14 protein-coding genes, 1 tRNA gene and 1 pseudogene are annotated in these 23,650 nt (G+C 68.6%); 11 read left to right on the forward strand and 5 right to left on the reverse strand.

Features of this window, described 5'->3' with window-relative positions; all coding sequences use genetic code 11:
* Nucleotides 1–88: 88 nt before the first annotated feature.
* Genes BHD05_RS07000 through BHD05_RS07010 form a run of 3 tightly spaced genes read left to right on the forward strand, consistent with a single transcriptional unit; the run spans nt 89 to nt 6,685 of the window.
* Nucleotides 89–3,307, forward strand: coding sequence for an ATP-dependent DNA helicase (locus BHD05_RS07000; RefSeq protein ID WP_161885793.1), 3,219 nt, complete (start codon nt 89–91; stop codon nt 3,305–3,307).
* Nucleotides 3,300–6,524, forward strand: coding sequence for an ATP-dependent helicase (locus BHD05_RS07005; RefSeq protein ID WP_161885794.1), 3,225 nt, complete (start codon nt 3,300–3,302; stop codon nt 6,522–6,524). Before BHD05_RS07000 ends, BHD05_RS07005 begins: the two co-directional genes overlap by 8 nt.
* Nucleotides 6,503–6,685 carry a hypothetical protein gene (locus BHD05_RS07010; RefSeq protein ID WP_161885795.1) on the forward strand — a complete coding sequence of 61 codons (183 nt, stop codon included), beginning with the start codon at nt 6,503–6,505 and terminating at the stop codon, nt 6,683–6,685. The genes BHD05_RS07005 and BHD05_RS07010 overlap by 22 nt, the downstream gene beginning before the upstream one ends.
* A gap of 10 nt (nt 6,686–6,695) precedes the next feature.
* Here the strand turns inward: BHD05_RS07010 and BHD05_RS07015 are convergent.
* Nucleotides 6,696–7,558: pseudogene (locus tag BHD05_RS07015) on the reverse strand (LysR substrate-binding domain-containing protein).
* 87 nt (nt 7,559–7,645) lie between these two features.
* Between BHD05_RS07015 and BHD05_RS07020 the strand changes: the two are divergent.
* Nucleotides 7,646–9,025: an MFS transporter gene (locus BHD05_RS07020; RefSeq protein ID WP_236966696.1), complete on the forward strand. Its 1,380-nt coding sequence runs from the start codon at nt 7,646–7,648 to the stop codon at nt 9,023–9,025.
* Here BHD05_RS07020 and BHD05_RS07025 read toward each other — a convergent pair.
* Nucleotides 9,022–10,014 (reverse strand): phosphotransferase, encoded by a 993-nt coding sequence (locus tag BHD05_RS07025; protein WP_161885796.1) that lies wholly within the window; start codon nt 10,012–10,014, stop codon nt 9,022–9,024. The two genes, BHD05_RS07020 and BHD05_RS07025, sit on opposite strands and share 4 nt — an antisense overlap.
* Before the next feature lie 100 nt (nt 10,015–10,114).
* On the opposite strand from BHD05_RS07025, the gene nudC reads away from it, so the two are divergent.
* Complete coding sequence (gene nudC, locus BHD05_RS07030; RefSeq protein ID WP_161885797.1) at nt 10,115–11,041, forward strand: NAD(+) diphosphatase; 927 nt, start codon at nt 10,115–10,117, stop codon at nt 11,039–11,041.
* Nucleotides 11,042–11,072: 31 nt separating this feature from the next.
* Nucleotides 11,073–12,812: an ATP-dependent helicase gene (locus tag BHD05_RS07035; RefSeq protein WP_161885798.1), complete on the forward strand. Its 1,740-nt coding sequence runs from the start codon at nt 11,073–11,075 to the stop codon at nt 12,810–12,812.
* 871 nt (nt 12,813–13,683) lie between these two features.
* On the opposite strand, the gene BHD05_RS07040 is transcribed toward BHD05_RS07035, so the two are convergent.
* A complete protein-coding gene (locus tag BHD05_RS07040) occupies nt 13,684–15,063 on the reverse strand; it encodes a zinc-dependent metalloprotease (protein ID WP_161885799.1) in 1,380 nt (459 codons plus the stop codon).
* Between the two features lie 136 nt (nt 15,064–15,199).
* Between BHD05_RS07040 and BHD05_RS07045 the strand changes: the two genes are divergently transcribed.
* The 4 genes from BHD05_RS07045 to BHD05_RS07060 all read left to right on the forward strand — a co-directional run bounded on the left by BHD05_RS07045 (nt 15,200) and on the right by BHD05_RS07060 (nt 21,593).
* Nucleotides 15,200–16,309 carry a YlbL family protein gene (locus tag BHD05_RS07045; protein WP_161885800.1) on the forward strand — a complete coding sequence of 370 codons (1,110 nt, stop codon included), beginning with the start codon at nt 15,200–15,202 and terminating at the stop codon, nt 16,307–16,309.
* An 89-nt stretch (nt 16,310–16,398) separates the two neighbouring features.
* Nucleotides 16,399–19,335, forward strand: coding sequence for a UPF0182 family membrane protein (locus tag BHD05_RS07050; RefSeq protein WP_161885801.1), 2,937 nt, complete (start codon nt 16,399–16,401; stop codon nt 19,333–19,335).
* A gap of 151 nt (nt 19,336–19,486) precedes the next feature.
* Nucleotides 19,487–19,560 (forward strand) — tRNA-Met (locus BHD05_RS07055).
* A 1,001-nt stretch (nt 19,561–20,561) separates the two neighbouring features.
* The gene (locus BHD05_RS07060; protein WP_161885802.1) at nt 20,562–21,593 is read left to right on the forward strand and encodes an aldo/keto reductase; all 1,032 of its coding nucleotides are present in this window, start codon (nt 20,562–20,564) and stop codon (nt 21,591–21,593) included.
* A 240-nt stretch (nt 21,594–21,833) separates the two neighbouring features.
* Here the strand turns inward: BHD05_RS07060 and BHD05_RS07065 are convergent, their stop codons facing one another.
* Together BHD05_RS07065 and BHD05_RS07070 are read right to left on the reverse strand one after the other, a co-directional pair.
* Nucleotides 21,834–22,520, reverse strand: coding sequence for a class F sortase (locus BHD05_RS07065; protein WP_161885803.1), 687 nt, complete (start codon nt 22,518–22,520; stop codon nt 21,834–21,836).
* Nucleotides 22,521–22,542: 22 nt separating this feature from the next.
* The gene (locus BHD05_RS07070; protein WP_161885804.1) at nt 22,543–23,313 is read right to left on the reverse strand and encodes a hypothetical protein; all 771 of its coding nucleotides are present in this window, start codon (nt 23,311–23,313) and stop codon (nt 22,543–22,545) included.
* Between the two features lie 28 nt (nt 23,314–23,341).
* Here BHD05_RS07070 and BHD05_RS07075 point away from each other — a divergent pair, with 28 nt between their 5' ends.
* Entirely contained in the window at nt 23,342–23,635 is a 294-nt protein-coding gene (locus BHD05_RS07075) for a hypothetical protein (protein ID WP_161885805.1), read from the forward strand.
* Nucleotides 23,636–23,650 lie beyond the last annotated feature (15 nt).

The raw sequence follows: 23,650 nt of genomic DNA on the forward strand, positions 1-23,650 counted from the left end.
TCCCTGCCTTCCCGGACCGTTCGTTGTGAGCGGAACCGCGCGCGTGGCCGACGAGGCGATGTCGGTGGCAGCGGCTAGCTTGGGTCGGGTGAGCATCAGTGGATTCCAGCGGCAGGGCGCGGCCGACCGGGCGCCCGCGACGGCCTCCGGCGCTCCCTCCGGCGTCGAGCTCGACCACTCCCAGCGTGCGGTCGTCGATCTGCCCGACGACGCATCCGCCGCGGTCATCGGCGCCCCAGGTTCAGGGAAGACGACGACGTTGATCGAACTTGTCGCCAACCGGGTGCTCGAGCGGGGATTCGCGCCGGAGCAGGTGCTTGCCCTCACCCCGAGCCGAAGCACGGCCACGAGGTTGCGCGACATTCTCGCCCTGCGTCTGGCAGTGCCGACAAACGGTCCGCTCGCGCGCAGCGTCAACTCGCTCGCATTCGAGATTGTCGGCCATGCCACTGCTCTGTCCGGCGGAGCGGTACCGAGGCTGATCACCGGCGGCGAGCAGGACCACGACATGGCACAGCTGCTCGCGGGGCACCTCGAAGACGGCACCGGACCAGCCTGGCCTGAACTGCTCGGCCCGCAGGTGCGCGCGCTCCGCGGGTTCCGTACCGAACTGCGCGACCTGCTCATGCGAATCACCGAATACGGTGTCTCCACCGCTGCGCTGCGTGCTCTCGGCGCCGAGCACGACCGCGCCGAGTGGGCCGCTGCCGCCGATTTCTTTGATGAATACCTGGAGGTGAGCGGGTGGCTGCGGCCGGGCCAGTGCGACTCGAGCGAGCTCGTGAATCGCGCCGCCGCCGCACTTGAGTCGGGCGAGGTGAGCGCGCGCATCGAGGGCCTGCGCCTGGTGGTTGTCGATGACATGCAGGAGGCCACGGCGTCGACGCTCACGCTGTTGCGCGGTTTCGCCCGACGCGGTGTCGCGATCGTCGCGCTCGGGGATCCGGATGTCGCCGCGAACGCCTTCCGCGGAGGCGAGCCCGATGCGCTCGGCCGGTTGTCGAGCCTGCTGCGGCTGCCGAGGGCCGAGACGCACTACCTGCGGTCAGTCCACCGGCAGGTGCCGGAGCTTCGAACCCTGACCTCTGCGGTCGTCGCGCGAATCGGCACCGCGGCCGCCGGTCCCCAACGGGCAGCGTCTAGCCTGCCGAGCCCGCAGGCTGAATCGGGCCCCGCCACCCCGACCCCAGACAACCAAGGTCCCTCCGAACCCGCCACCGGTGCCCTTCTGAAGCCGATCGTGCGAATCGAAGCGGCAACGCCGTCGCGGGAGTGGGCCGCGATCGCGCGGGTACTGCGCCAACGCCACCTCATCGACGGCATCGGACTGAACTCGATGGCTGTTGTGGTGCGCAGCGGCGCGCAGGTGCCCGTCGTCGCCAGGGCACTCGCACTCGCCGACGTGCCGACCCGCACCGCGGTCGGTGGCCGGCCGCTGCGCGAGGACCAGTCGGCGAGGGGCCTGCTCGCCGTCGTCGACATCGGGATGGGCAGGACGGCGTTGACCCCCGACCTCGCCGTCGACCTGCTGCTGAGCCCGTTCGGTGGACTCGACCGGCTCGGTCTGCGCCGATTGCGCCTCGCGTTGCGCGCGGAGGAGCTCGCTGGCGGCGGCACACGACAGAGCGACGTGCTGCTCGTCGAGGGACTCGCCGCGTCCGGTCGCTTCACGACCATCGACCACCGGGTCGCCCGAAACGCCGACCGGCTCGCGCAGACCCTCGCCTCCGTCGGTGAACTGGCGGCGGGCGGCGGCACCGTCGAGGAGCTGCTCTGGCAGGCGTGGGAGCGCAGCGCGCTGTCCGCGCCGTGGCTCGCCCACGCGCTGGGCGCCGGAATCACGGCAGCCGAGGCCAACCGCAATCTCGACGGCATCGTGGCCCTGTTCACCGCGGCCAAGCGCTTCGTCGAACGCCAGCCCGGTGCCCCGGCGAGCGTCTTCCTCGACTCGGTGCTCGACGCCGAGGTTCCCGAAGACACGCTGTCGCCGCAATCCTCCGGCGACGCGGTGCTCGTCACGACACCGTCCGGAGTGGTCGGCCTCGAGTTCGACGTCGTCGTGGTTGCCGGCGTGCAGGAGGGCATCTGGCCGAACCTGCGGCTGCGCGGCTCGCTGCTCGGCGCCCAGCAGCTCGTCGAGGCCGTCACGGGCCAGGCCGACACCCCCATCGACGCGCGCCGCCTCGTGCTGCATGATGAGCTGCGGATGTTTGCGCTTGCGGTGTCTCGCGCGCGCCGGCAGGTGGTGGTTGCCGCGGTGGCGAGCGACGACGAGGCGGCGAGCGTCTTCTTCAGCTTCCTCCCACCTGATGTTCCCGTGAGCGATACCTCCGCGATGCCGCCGCTGTCGCTGCGCGGCTTCACCGGCCGGCTGCGGCGCGAGCTCGTGCAGCCGAACCGGGCGCCAGCTGAGCGCGCCGCCGCGGCATCCGCCCTCGCCCACCTCGCGGTCGAAGGGGTTCCCGGCGCCAGCCCCGATGAGTGGCTGGGGCTCCTTCCGCCGTCGACGACCGAGCCGCTCTACCTCGACGACGAGAGCATTCCGGTCTCCCCGTCGGCGCTCGGCTCGCTCGAGGACTCCCCGCTCGACTGGTTCATCGGCTCGGTCGCCGGCACGCGGGCCAGCAGCGCGATGGCGATCGGAACAATCATCCACTGGGCGATGGAGACCGCAACCGACGCGAGCGTCGACTCCCTTTTCGCGGCGATCGAGGGCCGCTGGGGCGAGCTACTGTTCGAATCCCCGTGGATGTCCGAGCACCAGAAGCTCGCCGCCCGCCGCCTCGCCGCTGGCGTGGCCGAGTATCTCGCCGACTTCGACCGCGACGGCAAGCAGCTCGTCGCCGCCGAGGGACGATTCCAGCTCGAGATCGGGCGTGCCACCGTGAATGGCTCGATCGACCGGGTCGAGCGCGCGGCCGACGGAGCGGTGGTGATCGTCGACCTCAAGACCGGTCGGGCGATCACGAGGCAGAACGAGATCGACGAGCATCCACAGCTGGGCGCGTACCAACTCGCCTATGCCGATGGCAAGCTCGACGAATTTCTCGATGCGCTCGGCGCCCACAGCGGCGGGGGAGCGAAGCTGCTCTTCGTCAAGGAGGGGCTGCGCGGCAAGAGCTACCGGGTCGCCGAGCAGGCGCAGCTCGACGCCGAGGCGCTCGACGGATTCCGTCGACGGATCAGCCAGGCAGCGGCTCTGATGGCCGCGGCCGAGTTCAAGGGAACCTTGGACCTGACCGGCTGGGGTGCCTCGGTCGATTGCGCGGCGAAGCTCCACCGGGTGAAGGCGGTATCCAGTGATTGAGGGCAACCAGCAGGACGCGGAGCGTCGGCACGTCAGTGCCTATGACATTGCCGACGCGCTCGGGCAGCCGCGGCCGACCGAGCAGCAGCGCGCCGTCATCGAGGCCGAGCTCGCGCCGGCGCTCGTCATCGCGGGGGCGGGCAGCGGCAAGACCGAGACGATGGCCAACCGGGTGCTGTGGCTTCTGGCCAACGGCCACGCGACCGCCGGGCAGGTTCTCGGCCTCACCTTTACCCGCAAGGCGGCCGGCGAGCTCGCCACCCGCATCCGCGAACGCATCGCCCAGCTTGCTGAGAAGGGCCTCGTCGCGGGCGACTACGACGCCTTCGACCCGCCGCTGGTCGCCACCTACAACTCGTTCGCCAACACGATCTTCCGCGACAACGCGATTCTGCTCGGGCGGGAGAGCGACGGCGCCGTGCTGGGCGAGGCCTCGGCCTGGCAGCTCGCCCGGCGCATCGTGGTCGCGAGCGGCGACGAACGTCTCGCCGGCCTCGGCCGCTCGGTCGACACCCTTACCAAAGACATGCTCACCCTCAGCCGGGCGATCAGCGAGAACGTGGTCGACCCGGCCGACGTCGTCGCGATGGCCGAGCGCTTCGCGTCGGTCGCCGACCTGCCGCTGGGCGGCAAGGGCGCCTACGCCGAGGTCGACAAGCTCGCGGCGAAGGTCGGCGCCCTGCCGGTTCTGGTCGAGCTCGCGGCCGAGTTCGCCGCGACGAAGACGGCGCGCGGCTTCGTGGAGTACTCCGACCAGGTGGCGCTCGCCCTCGAGATCGTGCGCGGTGTGCCAGCGGTCGTCGCCGACTTCCGCGACCGGTACCGCATCGTGCTGCTCGACGAATACCAGGACACCTCCGTTGTGCAGACCTGGCTGCTCGCCGAGCTGTTCGCCGACCACGCCGTGATGGCCGTCGGCGACCCGAACCAGTCGATCTACGGCTGGCGCGGCGCGAGTGCGGCGAACCTCGAGGGCTTCGGGCGGCAGTTCGGCGCGGCCGATGCCGGCGGCGTGCAGCAGTTCGCCCTCTCGACGAGTTGGCGCAACGGCCACGACATCCTCGCGGTCGCGAACGCCATCGTCGAGCCGCTCGCGGGAGAGAGCACCGTTCGGGTGCAGCGCCTCGAGGCCTCCCCGGCGGCATCCCGCCTCAGGGTCGAGGTGGTGTTCGAGCAGACGCTCGCCGACGAGGCCGACGCGGCAGCCCGCTGGCTGCGCGACCAGTTGGCCACGGCGCCGGGTGCCTGGGCGGAAGGCAAGCCCGCCGCCGATTCTCCGCCGAGCGCCTCGATGCTGTTCCGGGCCCGCAAGACGCAGGGCGTATTCATCGATGCGCTGCGTCGCCACGGCGTGCCGTTCCACGTGCTCGGCGTCGGCGGGCTGCTGGCCGAGCCGGAGATTGCCGACCTCGTCTGCGCCCTCACAGTCGTCGGCGATCCGTCGGCGGGCTCCGAGCTCGTGCGCCTGCTCGCCGGGGCACACTGGCGCGTCGGAGTGCGGGACCTCAAAGGGCTCGGGCGGGTCGCATCCTGGCTCGCCAGCCGCGACTACGCCCAGAAGCCGCTCGACGACGACCTTCGCACTCTGCTGCGCAACTCGGTCGCTGACGGCGAGGGCGGGTCGATCATCGACGCACTCGACTTTGTCGCCACCGCGAGGCCCGGTCACGGTGCGCTCGGCGTGTTCAGCGACCTGGGGCTTACGCGGCTGCGCTCCGCCGGGCACACCTTCGCCCGGCTGCGCGCCCGGTCCGGGCTCGACCTGCTCGACTTCGTCACCTTCGTCGAGCAGGAGCTCCGCCTCGACATCGAGGTGATCGCGAACGAGACCCATTCGCTTGGCGGGGCAAACATGGACGCGTTCTTCGACGCGCTGTCCGGCTACCTCGCGGTCGACGAGTCCGCCTCGCTCAGCGGATTCCTCGGGTGGCTGCGCGAGGCCGAGTGGCGCGACGGACTCGCCCCGCGGCCGGAGGAGCCGGAACCGGGCACAGTGCAGCTGATGACGATCCACGGGGCCAAGGGGCTCGAGCACGACATTGTGGTCGTGCCGCGGATGGTCAGCGGCGAGCTGCCGGGCAACCCGGGGGACGGCTACACGGGCTGGCTGTCCTACGGCACGCTGCCCTACGAATTCCGCGGCGACGCGGCCGAGCTGCCGGTCTTCGAGTGGCAGGGCGCCGAGACCCGCAAGGAGCTCGTGGCCGAGCAGAAGCTGTTCTCGGAGCGGGTCCGCGCGAGACACGAGCTCGAGGAACGCCGACTGGCCTACGTCGCCGTCACCCGCGCCCGCCACGCGCTGCTGCTCACCGGGTCGTTCTGGGCGAGCCAGACCAAGCCGCGAACGCCGAGCCCGTTCCTGCTGCCGCTCGCCGAGGCGGGCGTGATCGGGGCGCTCCCCGAGGCTCCAGACAACGAGAGCAACCCCGCCGGCGACCACGTCGACACCCTCACCTGGCCGCTCGACCCGCTCGGCGACCGTCGCGTGCGGGTCGAGTGGGCCGCCGGTGCGGTGCGGGCCGCTGCTCCCGGCGACGAGGGCCGCTGGGCGCGCGACCTCGACCTGCTGCTCGAGGAGCGGCGGCGGCGCCTGCGCGAGGGGACGGTCGTCGACGTGCCCAGTCGGGTCTCCGCATCCCGGTTCAAGGACTTCGTCACCGACCCGGCCGCAGTCGCGGCGAGCCTGCGCCGGCCGATGCCCGAGCGTCCGTACCGGGCAACCCGCCTCGGCACCCTGTTCCACGACTGGGTCGAGCAGCGATACGGCATCGGCGGATCCACTGACGTGATCGATGCACTCGCGCGAGAGATCGACGACGATGACCCCCCGATCGAGCTCGAGGAACTCGACCGGCTGAAGCGCACATTCGAGCGGTCTGCGTGGGCGGGCCTCGCCGCGGTGGATGTCGAGCGCGAAATTCACCTTCCCCTCGACGGCCAGGTCATCATCTGCAAGATCGACGCCGTGTACTTCGACGGCGAGCGCTATCAGGTCGTTGACTGGAAGACCGGCAAGGCGCCGAAGGATGCCGCGGACCTCGAGCAGAAGCAGTTGCAGCTCGCGCTCTACCGGCTGGCCTACGCCCGCTGGAAGGGAATCGACCCCGACCTCATCGACGCCGTGTTCTATTTCGTCAGCGACGACACGATTGTCACGCCCCAGCGCATCTTCGACGAGGACGAGCTCGTGGAACTATGGCGGGCCGTGGCCGGCTGACCGCCCTCGGCACCGCCCTCGGCCCGGCATTCCGCCTACTCGCCCACCTCGGCGTCTATGAGCGCTTCATCAACCGACAGCGCCTCACCCACACCCTTGTGACCAACCTGCGCGACGCGCTCGAAGCGGAGCTACGGCCGGCGGGCGCGCTGCACCGATAGTCCGGCGCACTCAGCCCGCGGCCAGAGAGCTCGGCCGCTTCAGGATGGCCGAGACGAGGGCCTCGATCGGCTCCCGTGCCGTCGCCGGGTTGGCAAGCAGCGCGAATTCCACCTCGCCGAGGGCAGGAAGGTCGAACGCGTTCGTCACGTCGACGAGGTCGGGCGGGATCATCGTCTGCGGGAACACCGCAATGCCGATGCCCGCGCGGGCAGCCGCGATCACGCCGTTCACCTCGCGCGTGTTGCAGGTGATGCGCCACGTGCGCCCTGACTCCTCGAGGGCGTGGATTGCGGCGGCGCGGCTGATGCTCGGCGCCTGGTATGCGATGAGCGGCACGTGCGCGGCCGGGTCGAGAGTGAGGGACTTGTGCGCGGCCCAGACGAGCCGCTCCCGGCGCACCACGCGCCCGTCGGATTCGCCCGGCTCCTGCTTCACGAAGACGAGGTCGAGCTGCCCGGCCCCCAGCCGGCGCGACAGCACCCCGCTCTGGTTCACGGTGAGCTCGAGGTTGATGTGCGGGTAGAGCTGGCGGAAGTCGCGCAGAATCTGCGGCAGCTGGGTCAGCGCGATGTCATCGGCCGAACCGAACCGAACCGAAGCCGCCCGCGCATCGCCGACCCGGTGAAGTACGCCGTCGCCTCGTCGTGCGCGGCGAGGATGGTGCGGGCAAACCCCACCATCGCGTCGCCGTTGTCAGTGAGGCGCACGTCGCGCGTGTCGCGCGCCACCAGGATGCGCCCCGCCGCCTTCTCCAGCTTGCGGATGTGCTGCGACACCGTCGGCTGGCTGAGCGACAGAAGCTCGGCGGAGCGGGTGAAACTTAGCGTCTCGGCTACCGAGATGAAGGTCTTCAGGAGCACGGGATCGAACACGAAACCGACCCTATCATTGAGAAAACCAATGGGACTTATAGGATCCATTATTTCCTGTTATGACGGCGCCGAGCATACGGTGGAGCAGTGGCTCCGACAACCAATAACATCGCTCCCGCCACCGAACCCATCCCGCTGGTGCTCGACCGCCCCCGCTGGCGGGACACGTTCGATTCCCTGCGCATCCGCAACTACCGGCTCTACGTTCTCTCGCAGGTCGTGGCGAACACCTCGGTGTGGATGCAGCGCATCGCGATCGACTGGCTCGTGCTCGAGCTCACCGGCAGCGTGGCGCTCGTCGGCGTCACAGTGGCCCTGCAGTTCGGCCCGATCCTGCTGTTCGGCGCCTGGGGCGGCGTGATCGCCGACCGGTACGCGAAACGCTCGCTGCTGATCCAGACTCAGTCGGTGGTCGTCGTGCTCTGCGCGCTCCTCGCCACTCTCACCATCGCCGGGGTTGTGCAGGTCTGGCATGTCTTCCTTGCCGCCTTCCTGCTCGGAACCGCCGCCGCCGTCGACGGACCGGCACGCTCTGCCTTCATCTCCGAGATGGTCGGGCACTCGCGGCTGCGCAATGCCATCAGCGTCAACGCGTCCATCTTCCATCTCGGAGGGATGCTCGGGCCCGCCCTGAGCGGGATGCTCATCGTGCTCGTCGGGTCCGGCTGGTCGATCGCCGCCAACGCGGTCGCCGGCCTCGTGGTGCTTTCCGCACTCGGCGCGATGCGCGTGGGCGAGCTGCGCCCCTCGCCCCGCCTCACCCGCAGCACCGGCCAGATCCGCGCCGCCGTGCGATACGCGCTGTCCAAGCCCGCGATCTTCTGGAGCCTCGTCACCCTGTTCTTCGTGTCGACGTTCGGCATGTCGCTTCCCGTGCTGCTCGCGGCGATGGCGAACGACGTCTACGAGACGGGAGCACGCGGCTATGGCCTGTACAGCTCGCTCGCGGCCGTCGGCGCGTTCCTGGGCGCCCTGCTCTCGACCAGGCGGACGAGCCTGCGGCTGCGCTCGATCGTCGGAGGGGCGATTGTCTACGGACTGATCACCGCGGCGGCGGGCTTTGCGCCGGTCGTCGGCGTCTTCCTGGTCGCGCTCGTCGGCATCGGGCTGTCCCGGCTGCTGTTCGCGATGGCGGCGGAGTCAATGACGCAGCTGTCGTCGAACACCAGCATCCGCGGTCGCGTGATGTCGCTCTACATCATGGTTCTGCTCGGCGGACAGGCGGTCGGCGGCCCGCTCATGGGCTGGATCGCCGAGGAGTGGGGCGCGCGCCTGGCACTTGCTGTCGCGGGTCTGGTGCCGGCGATCGCAGGCATCGCGATCGCCGCGACCCTCGCGCGCACGGGCGAACTCACCCTCCGCGTGAGCATCCGCACCCCGCGGGTTCCCGTGCGCATCGTGTCGCGGCCGCGCGGCTCCGGCGGGTGCGCCGCTGATGCACGTGCGGACGAGTCGCAAGCCGGCTAGTTGCGGCCGTTCCGGTCGAGCATGTCCTCGACCTCGGCGACGGTCATCACCGGGCTCGTGTTCGTGTCAATCCGGCGGGTGGCGTCGTGCTGCACGACGTCGACGAGGTTGTGCAGCATGCCGACGGCGTCGTCGACGATCTCGGTGCTGCGCTGCTTCGTTCCGTGGAGGAGCCACTCCGCGATCTCGAGCTCGGCATAGAGCAGGGCCCGCTTGCGCAGCTGACGGTCGGTCGAGCCTCTCGCCGCGTTGTAGGCGTCGAGCAGCGCGTCGGCCCCGTCTGCCGAGGGCGCACCGAGCAGCCAGAACAGATCACGCGCCGGATCGCCGACACTCAGCGCATGCCACTCGACGACCCCGGTGACCTTCTGGCCGTCGGTGAGCATCGTGCCGCCGGTGATGGCGCCGTGGGTGACGGTCGGGGCGAACTGCCACAGGGTCGCGTCCTCGGTCGCCTTCTCCCAGCGCACGACAAGCGCGGCAGGCACGAGACCGGTCGCGACAGCCTGTTCCATGATCGTGACGGCAGCGGCGAGGGCGTCGAGCGGCCGCACGATCCTGAGCCCCGCATCGGCGACGAAGCTCGTCGGAAGCGCATGGATGGCTGCGACAGCACGACCGATCGACTCGGCGAGGTCAGCATCCGCGACCTGCTCGAGGCCGACAGGGGAGCCGGGCAGCAGATCGCAGACGACTGCGGTCATTCCACCGACGGGCGCGTCGCCGAGCGGCGTCGGCGCGGAGAAGGGCAGGCGCCCGCGGATGCCGGTGCTCAGCGCCCGCAGAGCGACCAGGTCGGCGGAGGCCTGGGTCTCGGCCGATGGGCTGCGCGGAACACGGATCAGCAGATGCTGCCCGTCGCGAGTGACGAGGGCGGCCTGCTCGAAGTCGCCCCCGGAGCCCGAGCCGTGGCGGCTCGCTGCCGTGACGTCGAGGCCGGCTACGGCCGAGGTGGCGAGCGCGGCTAGAGTGAGTGGGGATCTGGCCATGGTCTCAAGGGTAGTTTGTCGAGCGGCGCCCGCGGTAACGAGCCACGCCCAATCCCCACGCGAAGGCCACGAACATCCCCCCAGACTGTAAGGTTCGTCGATGTCATTTGAGTTCACGGCCCGCCTGCCGCTGTCGCGGCACGAGCTCGACCGCGACTATCTCGCCAGAGGCCGGCCCGACCTCTTCGCCGAGCTGTGGGCCGACGACTCCACCCGGGTGATCCTGCTGCACAACGGGCAGGCTCTACTGGCCGACGACGGAACGCTCGCCCTGCTGAGCGCAGCCGAGGCTCCGGAGGCCGACTACCTCATCTACCTCGGCCGCTCCGTGGACGCCTCCGCGACCCCCTTCGTCGCCGCGAAGCTGTCCGAGCCTGCCGCCGCGACGCTCGGCGGCGATGCTCGCTGGGGAGACCTTCGGGCGCTCGGCGCGAGCCTCGGCGACCGTGACGCCGGACTGTTCACCGAGGCCCTCGCGATGGCCAACTGGCACGACTCGCACCGCTTCTCGCCGCGCAGCGGCAAGCCGACGATGCCCGTGCAGGGAGGGTGGGTGCGCAAGGCCGACGACGACGACCACCAGCTCTTCCCCCGCACCGACGCCGCGATCATTGTCGGGGTGACGGATGCTGAGGACCGCATCCTGCTCGGATCCAACGCGCTCTGGAAGAACAACCGTTATTCACTGTTGGCCGGTTTCGTCGAGCCGGGCGAGTCGCTCGAGAACGCCGTCGTGCGCGAGGTGTTCGAGGAGTCCGGCATCCGCATCGCCGAGCCGGTCTATCTCGGCTCGCAGCCGTGGCCTTTCCCCGCGTCGATCATGCTGGGCTTCCGCGCGATCGTCGACGAGAGCCTCGAGTCGTGCCTCACCCCCGACGGCCAGGAGATCCTCGATTTGCGCTGGTTCAGCCGGGAGGAGCTCGCCGCGGCCCTCGACGAGATCGCGCTGCCCGGCCCGACCTCGATCGCTCGCGCGATCCTCGAGGACTGGTTCGGCGGGCCGATCATCGATCGACGCGACTGGTGACCGCCATCCCTGGAATGGTGAACGCGTGGCGATGACCGCCCAGTCCCTGCTCGACGGACTCGATGACGAGCAGCGAGTCGCGGCTGAGGCGCTCTTGGGGCCCGTGTGCCTGCTCGCCGGTGCCGGCACCGGCAAGACGCGGGCCATCACCCACCGCATCGCCTACGGCGTTGCGACGGGTGTCTACCCTCCCGGCCGGGTCATGGCACTGACCTTCACTTCGAGAGCGGCCGGAGAACTGCGTGGCCGACTGCGCCAGCTCGGCGCCGGGGGAGTCTCGGCCCGCACCTTCCACGCCTCCGCGCTGTCGCAGCTTGGCTTCTTCTGGCCGCAGGTCGTCGGCGGCACCATGCCGCGCATCCTCGAGTCCAAGGGGCGGCTCATCGCCCACGCGGCGGAGAGCCTGAAGCTCAAACTCGACACCCCGACGCTGCGCGACCTCGCCGCCGAGATCGAGTGGCGCAAGGTCTCGAGGCTCACTCTCGACCAGTACGCCGCCGTCGTCGAGGGCCGCGCCACACCCGACTCCCTCGATGCCACCCGCATGGTCGCCCTTCACGGGGCCTACGAGCGGGTCAAGGACGAGCGCCGCCAGATCGACTTCGAGGACGTGTTGCTGGCCACGGCCGGAATGCTCGAGTCCGAGCCGTGGGTCGCCCAACAGGTGCGCGAGCAGTACCGCTTCTTCGTTGTCGACGAGTACCAGGACGTCTCGCCGCTGCAGCAGGCGCTGCTCGAGCTCTGGCTCGGCGACCGGCAGGATGTCTGCGTCGTCGGCGACGCGAGCCAGACGATCTACTCGTTCGCCGGGGCATCCTCCGACCTCCTGCTGTCGTTCCCGTCCCGCTACCCGAACTCGACCGTCGTGCGGCTCGAGCAGAACTACCGCTCGACCCCCGCGATCGTGGAGACGGCCAACCAGCTCATGCGCGACCGGGCCGGATCGCTGCGCCTGCGCGCCGCGGTCGGGTCGGAACCGGCGCCCGGCAAGGCCCAACCGAAGGTGATCGCGCCGTCGGTGACGACCTACCGCGACGACCGCGCGGAGGCCCGCGGAGTCGCCGGCCAGATCGCCGACCTCGTCGCCGCAGGCTCCCGCCCGCAGGACATCGCCGTGCTGTACCGCATCAACGTGCAGGGGGCGGTGCTCGAGGCTGCTCTCGGCGATGCGGGGATCGGCTACCAGCTCAAGGGAGGCAAGCGGTTCTTCGACCTCCCCGAGGTCAAGCAGACACTCATGATGCTCAAGGGCGCGTCAGTCGCGAACACCGTCGAACCGCTCTTCAAGACGGTAAGCGACGTGCTGCGGTCGCTCGGCTGGACCCAGGAGGCGCCCGAGACGCGCGGTGCCGTCCGCGACCGGTGGGAGTCGCTCAACGCGATCATGGGGCTCGCCGAATCGGCGGTGCCGGGCACTACGCTTCGGCAGTTCTCCGACGACCTCTATGAGAGGTCGGCCGGACAGCACGAGCCGACGATGGATGCCGTCACCCTCGCGACCCTGCACTCGGCCAAGGGTCTGGAGTGGGAAACGGTTTTTGTCATCGGGCTCAGTGAGGGGCTCGTTCCGATCAGCTATGCGAAGACCCCCGCGGCCGTCGACGAGGAACGCCGGCTGCTCTACGTCGGCGTCACGCGTGCGCGGGAGCGGCTGCACCTGTCCTTTGCCGAGGCTGCGCCGAAGCGGTCGACGCCGCGTCAGCCGTCCCGGTTCCTGGCAGAGCTGCGCAGCCGCACTCCGGATGCTGCCGCCACCGCGTCGAGGCGGTAGCTCCCGTCAGGGCATCCAGTCGCACGGACACCGCCGTTGCGGCGGGCCCGCCCGTCAGCCGAGCGAACACAATCCGGGCGGCGATCAACGCCACCTCCCCGGCGACGATGCCGGCATCCACCGGGCTCCGCCTGCCGAGCAGCTGAGACGCGATCGCCGGCCAGGACGGGTCGGCGTCGGTGTGCCAGCGTTCGAGGCAGTGGAGGCATGGGCCGTGGCCTGGTTCGATGGCCGGCCCGATCCGCGCCCCGGTGTCGCCGAACACGATCGGGAGGTGGGGCAGGTCGCGGCGCAGCCAGAGGCCGTGGAAGGCAGGGTCGAGCACGAAGTGGCCCACGACGACGGCGATGTCCCGCGCGCGTGCGGCGGCCGCGAGGTCACCGCCGACGAGCCGAGGCTCCACTCCGTTCGAGGCGAGGGCATCCGCCAGCCGCTCGACCGCCTTGCCGCACCCCGCAATCACGACGGTGCGGGGGTTGGGGACCGGGACGACGCTGCCGAGCAGCGCAGGCTTCACGAGCTGCAACAGCCGGTCTGCCTCGCCGGCATCGGCGCCGGCGGCGGTTGCCAGCATGGCCAGACCCGGACGGCTGATTCCGGCCACGAGCGCCGAGATCATGCGCTCCTGAGCCTCGGACACGTCGACGAGGGTGACGGGCGGCGCGTCGACGCCCAGCTGAAGGCTGCTCGGGCTGCGCCAGACCAGTGGCAGACGAGGATCGATTCGAAGCACCATCGTCGAATGATGCCAGCCGAGCGCCAAGGTCGTTGCCGAGAGTGCACAGGCGCTGGAGCCAGCACAAGCGTTTCAGCCAGCGCACCCACTTCAGTCAGCACAGCCGCCGCGGCCAGCGCAGCCGCGGCGAGCGCGCTATTCCCGCGGGCCCTCCGCCGGTCCGTCGCCCTGCTCGTGCGGGCGGTCGTCGCTCGTGTCGTTGAGAAGGTCCTCGATCGCCTGATCGACGTCGTCGTGGGCTGGTGTGGTCGAGGTCAGCCTCGCGATGAGGGCCGTTGGGTCGTCGATGTCACCCGAGCCCGGCAGCACGTCCGGATGGGACCACAGCTCGTCGCGGCGCTCGGCGCCGATGGCATCCGTCACCTTCTGCCACATGGCGGCGGCCTCGCGCATGCGGCGCGGTCGCAGCTCGAGGCCGACGAGGGTCGAGAACGCCGACTCGGCTGGTCCGCCGGCAGCGCGACGGCGCCGCACGGTCTCGGCGATCGCGGCCGATTTCGGCAGTCGAGTCGTCGCCTGCGCGGTGACGACGTCAACCCAGCCCTCGACGAGGGCGAGCATCGTCTCGAGCCGGTCGAGGGCGCCTCGCTGGGCCTCCGACTTCGGCGGGATGAGCGCCCCGCTCGCCATGGCCTGACGGAGTTCCTCGGGGTTCGACGGGTCGAAGTCCGAGGCGAGCTGCTCCATGAGACCCGTGTCGATGCGGATGCCGTGGGCGAAGCCGGTGATCGACGTCATCAGCTGCAGGCGGAGCCACTTCGCATGCCGGAACAGTCGCGCATGGGCGAGTTCACGCACGGCGAGGTAGAGCCGGATCTCGTCGGGCTCGATGTCGAGGCCCTCGCCGAACGGCGCGACGTTCTGCGGGAGAATCGCGGCCTGGAGTTCGGTGCCGTTGGTCGAGTCGAGCAGGGGGATGCCGATGTCTCCGCCGGAGACCACTTCGCCCGAGAGTTGCCCGACGACCTGGCCGAGCTGCATCGCGAACAGAGTTCCGCCGATGTTGCGCATGAGCTTGCTCGCGTTGTCGAGCATCTCCGTCATCTCCTCGGGCGCTTGCTGGCGCAGCACGTCGGTGAGGGCGTCGGAGATGCTCAGGGCGACGGGCTCGGCCAGCTGGGTCCATACGGGCATGGTCGCCGTGACCCACTCTGTCCTCGTCATCAGCCGAGGCGTGACGGTGAGTTCGGAGATATAGGTGGCCTCGCTGAGCCACAGCGCGGCGATGCCGTAGGCCTGCTCAATGGCGGCCCGGTCGGCGGGAGTCGTCGGCTGCGACTCGCTCGTCGCGATCGCGGTCGCCTGCTGGCGCGCGATCTCCCAGTTGACTCCCTCGCCGCTGTACTGCATCGCGGCCTGTAACTGGGACATCAGTTGAGCGACCATCGCCGGGTCGTCGGGCAGGCCCGCCGCGCTCGCGAGCTTGGCGGGGTCAATGTCGGAGTTTCCCGACAGCAACTCGCGCAGCATGTCCCGGAACTCGTCGTTCGGCTCTTGCTGAGGATCTTCAGGCATGCAAACTACGCTAGCCCGTGCACAGCTGGGGGTGGCTTGATTTTGACCTAGGCTGTGCGTCTGGTCGTGCGCCCGTGGCGAACACACCGCCGAACTTCGAACGCACGGGACCGATCCGGCCCGGGAATGGACAGTAGTGGCGCTCTTCTCGAACGACCGTGCCGAGCCGTCGCCAGGCTCACGACGGAGGCTCCGAACCGGCTGGACGCTCCTCACTGCGGGCATCGTCGGCGCGCTGGCGCTCTCGTTCATCCCGTCGCCCTATGTGATCGAGCGCCCCGGACCCGTCTTCGACACCCTCGGCGAGGTGACCGTCGAGGGGGAGGCGGTTCCGCTGATCTCTATTCCCGGCGAGGAGACCTTCCCGACCGAGGGATCCCTCAGCATGCTCACGGTCAACGTGGTCGGCAACCGCGAGAGCAGGCCCAACTGGTTCGAGGTCATTTCGTCCTGGGGAAACCCGAGCCGCGCGGTCCTTCCCCTCGACGAGGCCTTCCCCCCGGGGCGGAGCGTCGAGCAGTCGAACGAGCAGAGTGCCGTCGACATGCAGAACTCCCAGAAGGACGCGATCGCCGCGTCGCTGACCAAACTCGGCTACCCGCTCGAGGCCACCCTGACGGTGGCCGGATTCTCGCCCGACTCGCCCTCGGACGGCATCCTGATGGAGGGCGACGAGATCCTGCGCGTGAACGGCGAGGACCCGCTCGACGTCACGCAGCTCCGCTCGATCATCGCCGAGAACGGCACCCAGTCGCCCGTGACGATCGACATCACCCGGGCCAGCAGCCCGGAAACGGTCGAGGTGACCCCTCAGGAGAATCCCGGTGGCGATGGCAACCCGATCGTGGGAATCACGGTCGGCGCCGACTACGACTTCCCGTTTGAGGTCAAGATCCAGCTGGAGAAGGTCGGGGGGCCGAGCGCCGGCATGATGTTCGCCCTCGGGATCATCGACAAGCTCACCCCGGGCGCCCTCAACGGAGGGCAGGACATCGCGGGCACCGGCACGATCACGGTCGACGGCTCGGTCGGTCCGATCGGCGGCATCCGGCAGAAGCTCTACGGCGCGAAGGACGACGGCGCCGAGTTCTTCCTCGCCCCCGCCGCGAACTGCGGCGAGGTCGCCGGCAACATCCCCGACGGCCTCACGGTGTTCGCCGTCGGTACGCTCGACGAGGCTCTCGCGGCGCTCGAGGTCGTTGCGGGTGGCGGGGACACCAGTACGCTGCCCGGTTGCGACGCGTAATCCATCACTCTGCGGTGCGGGTCGGCAATCTTGCAGCGCAGGCCGGTTAAGATGGTCAGACACAGCCATCTACATCCAGGAGCAGTCTCTTGACTTCCAAGGAAGCACGTCCCGCCTCGCGCACACGGGCACCACTCGCAATCGCAGCCGGAGTAATCGCCGCACTCGTTATTGCCTTCTTCATTTTTGCGAGCCTCTATACCGACTGGCTGTGGTTCGACCAGCTCGGATTCGCGAACGTATTGACGACGGGGTGGATCGCTGCGTCGGTGATGTTCCTCATCGGCTTCTTCGCTATGGCCGTGCCTGTCTACCTGAGCATCGCACTCGCGTTCAGGGCGCGTCCGGTCTACGCCAAGCTGAACTCGCAGCTGGACCGATACCAGCAGGTCATCGAGCCGCTGCGTCGCCTCGCAATGATCGGCATCCCCGCGGTCCTCGGCCTGTTCGCCGGCGTCGCGACCTCCTCGCGCTGGCCCGTGGCCCTGCAATGGCTCAATCGCACGCCCAGTGGTGAGACCGACCCACAGTTCGGGCTCGACATCTCGTTCTACCTCTTCGAGCTGCCGTTCTATCAGTCCGCGGTCGCCTTCGCGTCGGCCGTCGTGCTCATCTCCGGCATCGCGACCCTCGCGACCTGCTACCTCTACGGGGCCATCCGCATCAACGGACGCGAGGTGCGCATCTCCAAGCCCGCCCGCATCCAGCTCGCGATCCTCGCCGCCGTGTACCTCGCCGTGCAGGCGGTCAGCATCTGGCTCGACCAGTACGCGACCCTGGTGCAGAGCAGCAGCGACCTGCTCGTTGGCGCCTCCTACGCCGACGTCAACGCCGTGATCCCGGGCCGCGCGATCCTCGCCGGAATCGCCGCGATCGTAGCGGTGCTCTTCATCGTCACCGCCGTCATCGGACGCTGGCGCCTGCCCATCGTCGGCACCGCGCTGCTTATCGTCAGCAGCCTGCTGATCGGATCGGTCTACCCGTGGATCGTGCAGCGCTTCCAGGTCGCGCCGAGCGTGCGAAGTGTTGAGGCTCCGTACATCGAGCGCAACATCGAGGCCACCCGCGCGGCGTACGACGTTGCCGACGTCGAGGAGCAGCGGTTCGACCCGTCGACCGACACCGAGGCGGGCGCCCTCCGTAACGATGCCGAGACGACCGCGAACATCCGCATTATCGACCCGGCGCTCGTCACGCGTACCTTTGCGCAGCTCGAGCAGTTCCGCCAGTACTACCAGTTCGCCCCTCAACTCGACGTCGACCGCTACGAGATCGACGGCAAGGTGCAGGACACCGTCATCGCCGTGCGGGAGCTCAACCTCGACGGTCTGGGCGGCGCGAACAACTTCTACAACCGCACCTTCGTCTACACGCACGGCTATGGCGTGGTGGCGGCGTTCGGAAACCAGCGGTCGGCCGAGGGCCTCCCTGTGTTCCTGCAGTCCGGAATCCCGAGCGACGGGGCACTGGGCAGCGACTTCGAGCCGCGCATCTACTTCGGCGAGCAGTCGCCTCCGTTCTCGATCGTCGGCGCACCGGAAGGCAGCCGCCCAGTGGAGCTCGACTTCCCGTCAGGTTCCGAGGAGGGTGCCGAGAACGCCACGACCACCTACGCCGCCGACGGCGGACCGACACTCGACAACGTGTTCAAGAAGGTGCTCTACGCGATCAAGTTCCAGTCGGAGCAGATCTTCCTCTCCGACGCGGTCAACGACGAGTCGCAGATCCTCTACGACCGCGACCCGAAGCAGCGCGTGCAGAAGGTCGCCCCGTACCTCACTCTCGACAGTGACGCCTACCCGGCGGTCGTCGACGACAAGGTGGTCTGGATCGTCGACGGCTATACGACGAGCGACAACTACCCGTACTCGGACGTCAAGCAGCTCAGTAACGCGATCGTCGACACCTACACGCCGACTCCCGCCTACGCGATCGACAACATCAACTACATCCGCAACTCGGTCAAGGCGACAGTCGATGCGTACACCGGCGAGGTCACCCTCTACGCCTGGGACGAGGAGGATCCGATCCTGCAGACCTGGCAGAAGATCTTCCCGACCTCGGTCGTGCCGATCAGCGAGATGTCGGGCGATTTGCTGAGCCACGTGCGCTACCCGGCCGACCTTTTCAAGGTGCAGCGTCAGATCCTGAGCACGTACCACGTGACCGACAGCGACTCGTTCTTCTCGAGCGATGACGCGTGGATCACGCCGAATGACCCGACGGAGAGTGCTGCGACGGCGGAGTTCCAGCCGCCGTATTACCTCACGATGCAGGTGCCTGGTTCCGAGGAGTCGAACTTCTCGCTTTACACGACCTTCATCCCTCAGTCGTCAGGTGAGGGCACGAGAAATATCCTCACGGGCTACATGGCCGTGAATGCGGATGCCGGAGGCACGGCAGGCGAGGTGGCGGACAGCTATGGCAAGTTCACGCTGCTGACCCTGCCGAAGCAGGACACCGTTCCCGGGCCCGGTCAGGTGCAGGCTGCGTTCAATACCGACACCGAGGTGGCCAACCAACTCGCGCTTCTCGCGCGGGGTGACACCGAGGTTGTGCGCGGTAACCTCCTGACCCTGCCGGTGGGCGGCGGACTGCTCTACGTGCAGCCGGTCTACGTGCAATCGACCGCGGAGACGAGCTACCCCATCCTGCGCAAGGTACTCGTATCGTTCGGAGACCAGATCGGCTTCGAGGACACCCTCGATGCCGCCCTGAACTCGGTCTTCGGTGGTGACTCCGGAGCGACGGCGGGTGACGAGGATGTGGTGGTGACACCGATCGATCCGGCCGAGCCGCTCGATCCGGACGCCCCTGCGGAGCCGGAGACGCCCACCGAGCCGACGACGCCGACGACGCCAACGACGCCGAGCGACAGCCCTGCTTTGACGGCAGCGCTCGAGGACGCCCGTCAGGCGCTCCTGGACCGCACAGCCGCCTACGCCGCCAACGACATGGTGGGTGCTGCGGAGGCTGACGAGGCCCTGCAGGCAGCCATCGAGCGGGCGATCGCCGCGACGCCGTAGCCCACGAGGAACGAGGGCGGAACCCGGGTGCCGATGGCGCTGGGTTCCGCCCTTTGTCGTTGTGCGGGAAGCCCGAAATTGGAGTCAGATCGTGTCGGCGGCCGCAAGGTGGAATTGGAGATCAAATACTCTGGTATCGTTGTAACCACGCCGCGGGGTGGAGCAGTTCGGTAGCTCGCTGGGCTCATAACCCAGAGGTCGCAGGTTCAAATCCTGTCCCCGCAACAAAGGGTCTATCCGGAAATACTCGAAAGAGACTCCGGATATTGACCGAAGAAGGACCGCAACGGTTGAGAAACCGTACCGGTCCTTTTTCTTTGCATGGCGGTGTCTGTCCCTGCAGGTCGGTGCCGTCCCGCGGAAGTGACATGAATGCCCGCCGAACCGAACAACCCGCGGGAACTCGCCCGTACCCTTACCGAGTAGTTCTCGCAGACGCTCGACGCCGAGTTCGGACTGCTCTATAACGCCCCGTGTCGCACGAATCCTTAGCGGCGACGCGGGGGAGCCTGCGCGGCTCCGCCACGCGGGGAAGCTCCTCGTCGTCGAGCGGCACGGAACGATCCGGTACCCGAGCTATTAATTCCTGGAGGGCCGCCCTCGACCGGTGATGGCGAGGCTCAATGCGTTGCGACTGCGGCTCGACATCTCGGAGACTGACGTCGCCATCTGGATGTGCTCGCGAACAACGTACTTCACGAGTGAAGATCGGCCTGTGGATCACCTCGACGACCTGAATCTCGTGACACGCCATACCCTTTCTGAAGCTCGCGGGCACGGCTGCGTGCGGCACGTTCGCGCAGGCAGAGTGCTACAAGGTGATGCGTGCGGTGTCACCGCCTTGATTCTGCCGGCGGGCCCCGCTGAGCAGTCCGTCATTCGTCGTGCCCTTACCTGCCCGCGACGCTCGACGTGGCCGGTGGGGTAGAAGGACCCGACGTGGTGCGACACCCAGCAGTTCGGCGCAGAATGCCGCTGCTTCGCCTTCGCCTTCGCCTTCGCCTTCGCCTTCGCCTTCGCCTTCGCGTTCGCCTGCGCCGAGTCGAGAAAAATCGAGGATCGGACGTGAGCGCCCGCCGTGCCACTGGGCAGAGGGATGAGCGAATTGTGTCGGCGCTGAGCACCGGATGGGGTGGGTGGGGAACGGGCGCTGCAATGATGCGGCATCCGCTGCCTCGGGGCAGACTAGGGGAGCACGCCCATTGACCGACGAACAGGACGCATACATGCGCTATCGCACTCTCGGAAACAGCGGGGCGGTTGTCTCGACGTACGCCCTCGGCACGATGACCTTCGGCGCGGAGGCCGACTCCGCCACCTCCCACGCACTGCTCGACACCTTTGTGGCCGCCGGCGGCACCCTCGTCGACACCGCGGATGTGTACAGCGCCGGCGTCTCAGAACAGATGATCGGCACCTGGCTGGCGGCGCACCCCGTGGAACGGGAGCAGATCGTGCTCGCCACCAAGGGCCGGTTTCCGATGGGCAGTGGCCCCAACGACCTCGGCACCAGCCGCCGCCACCTGACACGTGCTCTTGATGACTCCCTACGTCGCCTCGGCACCGAACACATCGACCTCTATCAACTGCACGCCTGGGATCCGGTCACCCCGCTCGACGAAACCCTGCGTTTTCTCGACGACGCCATCCGTGCGGGCAAAATCGGTTACTGGGGCGTCTCCAACTTCACCGGATGGCAGCTCACCAAGGCCGCTCACCGGGCACAGGCGCTCGGCTTCACCCCGCCGGTTAGCGTCCAGCCGCAATACAGCCTGTTGGTGCGCGAAATCGAGAGTGAAATCGTGCCCGCCGCCCTCGACGCCGGCCTCGGACTGCTGCCCTGGTCACCCCTCGGCGGCGGCTGGCTCACCGGCAAATACCAGCGCGATGTGGACCCAACAGGCGCTACCCGCCTCGGCGAAGACCCGCAGCGCGGCATGGAAGCATGGCTGCCGCGCAACGAACTCGACCGCACCTGGATGATCGTGGACACCGTCGCCGCGGTGGCCGCAGAGATCGGTGCGACGAGCGGGCAGGTCTCGCTGGCGTGGCTCGAAGCGCAACCGGGCGTCACAGCGGTGATCCTGGGGGCGCGCACGGTGGCTCAACTGAGCGAGAATCTGGTCGCGGCATCCGTGGCGCTGAGCCCGACGCAGCTCGAGCGGTTGAGCGCGGTCAGCGCCCCCGTCGTCTCGGACTACCCCTACGGCGCTGCGGCGCTCGCACAGCGCGACCGTCGGCTGCCCGGCGGCCGCTGACCCCGGAGCGGATCGTTGGGCGCGACCCCCTGCAGGTGGGAAGTGCGAGTATCCGCCGTACCCTCGCGGTAGTCGACATCTTCGACAACGTCGAGGATCAAAATATTTCCGCTTGCACCACACCGGCGCCGGGTCCACAGGGGCCGCCGCGAGCGTGGGGCATCGTGCACCCGAGAAGAAGCACCGCTCCGTAGTCGTAATGAAAGAGCTGCCTGCTCGGCTGACCCGACCCGCGGGTCCCTACTGACCGCCGTCGGTGAGGCTCGCGTAGACCACGATGTTGTCGAGGTGGGGGCCCGCAGCGCCGTCGAATACGCCGCCGCAGGTGATCAGGCGCAGGGCGGCGTGGTCGGTGTTGCCGTACACCTTCTGGGTGGGGAAATCGGCTTTCGGGTACTGCTCGACTGCATCGACGGTGAAGATTGCCACGGTTCCGTCATCGCGGGCGACGGTGACCTCGTCGCCGGGGCGCATGTCGCCGAGGCGGTAGAAGATGGCGGGTCCGGTGTTGCTGGTGACGTGCCCGAGGACGATCGATGGTCCGAGTTCGCCCGGGGTGGGTGAGCCGCGGTACCAGCCTGCTGGGGCGGCGGGATCGAGTGGGGGGACTTCGGCGGTGCCGTCGGCGTTGAGGCCGAGTTCCATCAGTGTCGAATCGACGTCGATGGCGGGGATGCTGACCTGTGTGGGGGTCGCGGCGGACATGATCGGGCCGGTGGTCTGTGCAGCAGCGACCGGTGGCGTCGACGGCGGGGGTGTCGCGGTGACGTCCGTGGGGGAGGGGCTGGCAGCGGATGCCGGTGGTTGTGGCGGCGGGTCGTTTGCGGTCACGGCGAAGCCGATGGCGGTGCCGCCGCCGATGAGGAGAAGCACCGCCGCGGCAGCCCAGAGGCTACCGCGGCGGGACTTGCTAGGTTGCGCAGTCACTGATTCTCGGTCGTGTCGATCCTCAGTTGCGTGCGGCGACGCGGCGACGAACGGCCACGACACCACCGGCGGCGAGCAGGAGTCCGCCGCCGAGGGCGAGCATGCCCAGATCGGGGCCGGAGGTGTTCACGCCACCGGTCTGCACGCCACCTTCAGGCATTTCTTCCATCTGGGAGACGGCGAGCGCTCCGCAGAGGGCGGGTGCGGTGGCGGCCAGGGGCAGCTCGGGAACCAGGGAGCTCATCGCGTCCTGGGCTGCCTGGCTCAGTCCGGCCGGGTCGAGACCGTGCACGACGATGACGCCGGTGCCGGCCTTGAGGGAGGCGATGGTGGCGGCGTTCATGGTGAAGGTGCGCTCGAAGGTGAACGAGCTGCCACTCGGGGCGACGGTGAGGTCGGTTGCCGTGGACGCGTCGGTTGCGCCGTCCAGCGACAGGGTGGTTCCGATCTCGCCGTAGAAGGGCTGCCCCTCGGGGGTGTCGATGACGCCATCGCCGTTCGTGTCAGCGTCCGCCGGGGGACATACGCCCTGGGCGGCGATGTGGATGTGCTGCACGTGCGGGTACGGGGCATCGTTGAAGGTCTCTGCGAGACCGCTCACCTCGCCGGTGACCGTGGCTTGGTCGCCGACGAGCTTGACCGTGTACGAACCAGTGGCGCCGCTGCCATTGAGAGCTTCAAGCGTTGTCTGGTAGGTCGCATCCTCTGTTGCGGCGAACGCCGGGCCAGCGGCCCCGACCGCAACACCAAGCGCCAATGCGGGAACGAGCAGGAGTCGTGTCGTGTGCTTCATTGAGATTCGTCCTTATCTAATGAGTTGCATGGCCACGATGCGGGCCACACCCGTGCTGGTTCGACACCGAACGCAATTCCGTTTGGTCTTGCCGGCAAAACTGCCGGCGAATGACGTGAACAAAAAGCGGACCTCAGGCAGTGCCGAATCTCAAGCGACGCTCCGCGGCCTGCACAACAATGACGAGCATTCGGCTCGGCGATATACGGATGTGGACGAAACTCCCCTGTCCAAAATCTTCGTGGCATCCTTGGCACGTTTCCGTTCCGTTACTTCTCAGACCCCGATGCGTGGGGTGGTGGCGCGTGAGGTGGTGGCCTAGGTTGAGGATTGCGGC

The sequence above is a fragment of the Marisediminicola antarctica genome, from assembly GCF_009930795.1.
Lineage (GTDB): Bacteria > Actinomycetota > Actinomycetes > Actinomycetales > Microbacteriaceae > Marisediminicola > Marisediminicola antarctica.

Excerpts from the sequence above, each read along its gene's own strand:
- BHD05_RS07010 (WP_161885795.1), top strand. The coding sequence starts at position 6,503 with ATGGCGGGCCGTGGCCGGCTGACCGCCCTCGGCACCGCCCTCGGCCCG.
- BHD05_RS07075 (WP_161885805.1), top strand. The coding sequence starts at position 23,342 with ATGGCCACGATGCGGGCCACACCCGTGCTGGTTCGACACCGAACGCAA.
- BHD05_RS07070 (WP_161885804.1), bottom strand. The coding sequence starts at position 23,313 with ATGAAGCACACGACACGACTCCTGCTCGTTCCCGCATTGGCGCTTGGT.
- BHD05_RS07060 (WP_161885802.1), top strand. The coding sequence starts at position 20,562 with ATGCGCTATCGCACTCTCGGAAACAGCGGGGCGGTTGTCTCGACGTAC.
- nudC (WP_161885797.1), top strand. The coding sequence starts at position 10,115 with ATGTCATTTGAGTTCACGGCCCGCCTGCCGCTGTCGCGGCACGAGCTC.
- BHD05_RS07040 (WP_161885799.1), bottom strand. The coding sequence starts at position 15,063 with ATGCCTGAAGATCCTCAGCAAGAGCCGAACGACGAGTTCCGGGACATG.
- BHD05_RS07035 (WP_161885798.1), top strand. The coding sequence starts at position 11,073 with ATGACCGCCCAGTCCCTGCTCGACGGACTCGATGACGAGCAGCGAGTC.
- BHD05_RS07025 (WP_161885796.1), bottom strand. The coding sequence starts at position 10,014 with ATGGCCAGATCCCCACTCACTCTAGCCGCGCTCGCCACCTCGGCCGTA.